Source organism: Streptomyces sp. NPDC056948 (assembly GCF_042674225.1).
Lineage (GTDB): Bacteria > Actinomycetota > Actinomycetes > Streptomycetales > Streptomycetaceae > Streptomyces > Streptomyces purpurascens.
In genome coordinates this window covers 1-4,186 of the sequence record NZ_JBHUQX010000604.1, presented here as the reverse complement: position 1 = coordinate 4,186, position 4,186 = coordinate 1, and the positions used below count along the sequence as shown (strand labels likewise).

4 protein-coding genes and 2 tRNA genes are annotated in these 4,186 nt (G+C 67.9%); 3 read left to right on the top strand and 3 right to left on the bottom strand.

Annotated features, from left to right (window positions below; all coding sequences use genetic code 11):
* Window positions 1–17: 17 nt before the first annotated feature.
* Genes purL through purS form a run of 3 tightly spaced genes read right to left on the bottom strand, consistent with a single transcriptional unit; the run spans window position 18 to window position 3,213 of the window.
* Entirely contained in the window at window positions 18–2,276 is a 2,259-nt protein-coding gene (gene purL / locus ACFTZL_RS42000; RefSeq protein WP_382595005.1) for a phosphoribosylformylglycinamidine synthase subunit PurL, read from the bottom strand.
* A complete protein-coding gene (gene purQ / locus ACFTZL_RS41995; RefSeq protein ID WP_382595003.1) occupies window positions 2,273–2,953 on the bottom strand; it encodes a phosphoribosylformylglycinamidine synthase subunit PurQ in 681 nt (226 codons plus the stop codon). The genes purL and purQ overlap by 4 nt, the downstream gene beginning before the upstream one ends.
* Window positions 2,950–3,213, bottom strand: coding sequence for a phosphoribosylformylglycinamidine synthase subunit PurS (gene purS, locus ACFTZL_RS41990; protein WP_010045045.1), 264 nt, complete (start codon window positions 3,211–3,213; stop codon window positions 2,950–2,952). The genes purQ and purS overlap by 4 nt, the downstream gene beginning before the upstream one ends.
* Before the next feature lie 267 nt (window positions 3,214–3,480).
* Here purS and ACFTZL_RS41985 point away from each other — a divergent pair, with 267 nt between their 5' ends.
* The 3 genes from ACFTZL_RS41985 (at window position 3,481) to ACFTZL_RS41975 (ending at window position 4,158) form a co-directional block, all read left to right on the top strand.
* Complete coding sequence (locus ACFTZL_RS41985; protein WP_382595000.1) at window positions 3,481–3,798, top strand: Lsr2 family protein; 318 nt, start codon at window positions 3,481–3,483, stop codon at window positions 3,796–3,798.
* Between the two features lie 134 nt (window positions 3,799–3,932).
* Window positions 3,933–4,004: transfer RNA gene (locus ACFTZL_RS41980), tRNA-Gly, on the top strand.
* 81 nt (window positions 4,005–4,085) lie between these two features.
* A tRNA-Gly gene (locus ACFTZL_RS41975) sits at window positions 4,086–4,158 on the top strand.
* Window positions 4,159–4,186 lie beyond the last annotated feature (28 nt).

The window sequence follows — 4,186 nt, the reverse complement described above, 5'->3', positions numbered from 1 at the left end:
CGTGACGTACGGCCGGCTTACGCCAGCAGCGCCGGGATCGTCGCCTCGTGCGTCTCGCGCAGCTCGGACAGGGGGAGCGCGAACTCGCCCTGGACGTCCACCGAGTCACCGTCGACGACACCGATGCGGGTGGCCGGGAGGCCCCGCGCACCGCACATGTCGTTGAAGCGGAGCTCCTCCGAACGCGGCACGGCCACGACCGCGCGGCCCGCCGACTCCGAGAAGAGGAAGGTGAAGGCGTCCAGACCGTCCGGGACGATCAGGCGGGCGCCGATGCCGCCCAGCAGCGCCGACTCGACGACCGCCTGGATCAGACCGCCGTCGGACAGGTCGTGCGCCGAGTCGACCATGCCGTCGCGGGAGGCCGCGATCAGGATCTCGGCGAGCAGCCGCTCGCGCTCCAGGTCGACCTTGGGCGGCAGGCCGCCGAGGTGGTCGTGCACGACCTGGGACCAGGCCGACCCGCCGAACTCCTCACGCGTGTCGCCGAGGAGGTAGAGCAGCTGCCCCTCCTCCTGGAAGGCGACCGGCGTGCGGCGGGCCACGTCGTCGATCACGCCGAGGACCGCGACCACCGGGGTCGGGTGGATGGCGGCCTCGCCCGTCTGGTTGTAGAGGGAGACGTTGCCGCCGGTCACCGGGGTGCCGAGCTGCTGACAGGCGTCGGCCAGACCGCGCACGGCCTCCGCGAACTGCCACATCACCGCCGGGTCCTCGGGCGAGCCGAAGTTCAGGCAGTCGGAGACGGCGAGCGGCTTCGCGCCGGTCGTGGCGACGTTGCGGTACGCCTCCGCCAGCGCCAACTGGGCGCCGTGGTACGGGTCCAGCTTCGCGTACCGGCCGTTGCCGTCGGTCGCGAGGGCCACGCCGAGGCCGGACTCCTCGTCGATCCGGATCATGCCGGAGTCCTCGGGCTGGGCGAGGACCGTGTTGCCCTGCACGAAGTGGTCGTACTGCGAGGTGATCCAGGACTTGGAGGCCTGGTTCGGGGAGCCGACCAGCTTCAGGACCTGGTCCTTCAGCTCCTCGGCGGTCCGCGGCCGCGGCAGCTTGTTCGCGTCGTCCGCCTGGAGCGTGTCCTGCCAGGACGGGCGGGCGTACGGGCGCTCGTAGACCGGGCCCTCGTGCGCGACCGTGCGCGGGTCGACGTCGACGATCTTGCCGCCGTGCCAGTAGATCTCCAGGCGGTCGCCGTCGGTCACCTCACCGATGACGGTGGCGATGACGTCCCACTTCTCGCAGATCTCAAGGAAGCGGTCGACCTTCTCCGGCTCGACGACCGCGCACATGCGCTCCTGCGACTCGCTCATGAGGATTTCCTCGGGCGAGAGCGTCGAGTCGCGCAGCGGGACGTCGTCGAGGGTGACGCGCATGCCGCCGGAGCCGTTGGAGGCGAGCTCGGAGGTGGCGCAGGAGAGACCGGCGGCACCGAGGTCCTGGATGCCGACGACCAGCTTCTCCTGGAAGGCCTCCAGGGTGCACTCGATGAGGAGCTTCTCCTGGAAGGGGTCGCCGACCTGGACGGCCGGGCGCTTCGACGGCTTGGCGTCGTCGAAGGTCTCGGAGGCCAGGATCGAGGCGCCGCCGATGCCGTCACCGCCGGTCCGGGCCCCGTAGAGGATGACCTTGTTGCCGGTGCCGGAGGCCTTCGCGAGGTGGATGTCCTCGTGCCGCATCACACCGATGGCACCGGCGTTGACCAGCGGGTTGCCCTGGTAGCAGGAGTCGAAGACGACCTCGCCGCCGATGTTGGGCAGACCCAGGCAGTTGCCGTAGCCGCCGATGCCGGCGACGACACCCGGCAGCACACGCTTGGTGTCGGGGTGGTCGGCCGCGCCGAAGCGCAGCGGGTCGACGACGGCGACGGGCCGCGCGCCCATGGCGATGATGTCGCGGACGATGCCACCCACACCCGTGGCCGCGCCCTGGTAGGGCTCCACGTACGACGGGTGGTTGTGCGACTCGACCTTGAAGGTGACCGCGTAGCCCTGGCCGACGTCCACGACACCGGCGTTCTCGCCGATGCCGACGAGCAGCGCATCGCTCTGCGGGGCCTTCTCGCCGAACTGGCGCAGATGCACCTTCGACGACTTGTACGAGCAGTGCTCGGACCACATGACGGAGTACATGGCGAGCTCGGCCCCGGTGGGACGGCGGCCGAGGATCTCCACGACCCGCTCGTACTCGTCCTTCTTCAGGCCGAGTTCGGCCCAGGGCAGCTCGACGTCGGGGGTCTCGGCCGCGTGCTCGACCGTGTCCAGAGGCGTCCGGCTCATGCGTTGACCAGCTTCTTGAGGATCGAGGTGAAGAACGGCAGACCGTCGGTACGGCCGGTACCGATCAGCTGCTCGACGGCGTGCTCGGGGTGCGGCATGAGACCGACCACGTTTCCGGCCTCGTTGCTGACGCCGGCGATGTCCCGCTGGGAACCGTTGGGATTGAAGTCCAGGTACCGGAAGGCGACACGGCCCTCGGCCTCGAGCCGGTCGAGCGTGTACGCGTCGGCGACGTACTGCCCGTCGTTGTTCTTCAGCGGGATGTGGATCTCCTGGCCGGCCGTGTAGTCGGTGGTCCAGGAGGTCTCGGCGTTCTCCACCCGCAGCTTCTGGTCACGGCAGATGAAGTGCAGGTGGTCGTTGCGCAGCATCGTGCCCGGCAGCAGATGGGCCTCGGTGAGGATCTGGAAGCCGTTGCAGATACCGAGCACCGGCAGACCGGCCTTCGCCTGCTCCAGCAGGGGCTCCATCACCGGCGAGAAACGGGCGATGGCCCCGGCGCGCAGATAGTCGCCATAGGAGAAACCACCGCACAGCACCACGGCGTCGACCTGCTTGAGGTCCTTGTCCTTGTGCCACAGGGCGACCGGCTCTGCGCCCGCGACCCGGATCGCGCGCTGCGTGTCCCGGTCGTCCAGACTGCCGGGAAAAGTGACGACGCCAATACGAGCGGTCACTTCACGGCCTCCGCGACTTCCTCGACCCGGACGGTGAAGTCCTCGATCACGGTGTTCGCGAGGAAGGACTCCGCAAGATCGTGAATGCGGGCGAGGGCGGCCTCGTCGACCGGCCCGTCAACTTCCAGTTCGAAACGCTTTCCCTGGCGGACGTCCGAGATCCCCTCGAAACCCAGCCGCGGCAGTGCGCGCTGCACCGCCTGGCCCTGGGGGTCGAGGATCTCCGGCTTGAGCATGACGTCGACTACGACGCGTGCCACTGGCACTCCCGGTGTGTGGTGCTGAGCAGGTCCCTTCAGACTACCCGCACAAAATTTCTACGCGCGTCGACTTGTAGGAAACTACGTGACGGTCATCACGATCCTGCATCGTCGGGTCCACACACGAAAATTTCCGGGAAAGATTCCGGGTCGTCACCCGAAACCTATTGCGTTCGGACACGCGGAAGGATTTAGTCGGGCTTCACAATGCATTGCACGGCACTGTACAAATGAATTGGCAAGTGCCGCAGGAAGGGACCGATATTCGTGGCGCAGAAGGTCGTGGTCACTCTCTTTGACGACATCGACGGCTCGGAAGCGGCGGAAACGATCGCCTTCGGACTGGACGGCAAGTCGTACGAGATCGACCTGAACAAAGGCAATGCCGACGAACTGCGGAAGGCGCTCGCGCCTTACGTGGAGGCCGGCCGCAAGCGGTCCCGCTCGGGCAAGACGTACCGGCAGACGGAGGTCGCCCCCGACCCGTCGGCCGTGCGGGCCTGGGCCCAGGCCAACAAGATGGAGGTCCCCGCGCGCGGGCGCATCCCCAAGAAGGTCTACGAGGCGTTCACGGCCGCGCAATGACGGCCCGGTGAGCCCCGCCCGACGGCCGGCCATCCGCCCCTCGCGGCAACCGACTTGCGCAGCACCCGGGCTGATCAGTTAGAGTCTGGAGCACGCCGAGGGGCGAGGCCGAAAGGCCCAGCTCACGGAAACATGCGGGTGTAGTTCAGTAGTAGAACATCCCCCTTCCAGGGGGAAGGCGCAGTGTGCGATTCCTGTCACCCGCTCTGCATCGCCGTACCGACCACTCCTGTGGATCAGGTAGGCTGGTGCCCGCACCGATCGGTGAGAGCCGGTCGGGGGCAATTGCGGACGTAGCTCAGCTGGTAGAGCGCAACCTTGCCAAGGTTGAGGTCGCGAGTTCGAACCTCGTCGTCCGCTCGGGAATGAGACCCCGGTCCTGATGGAC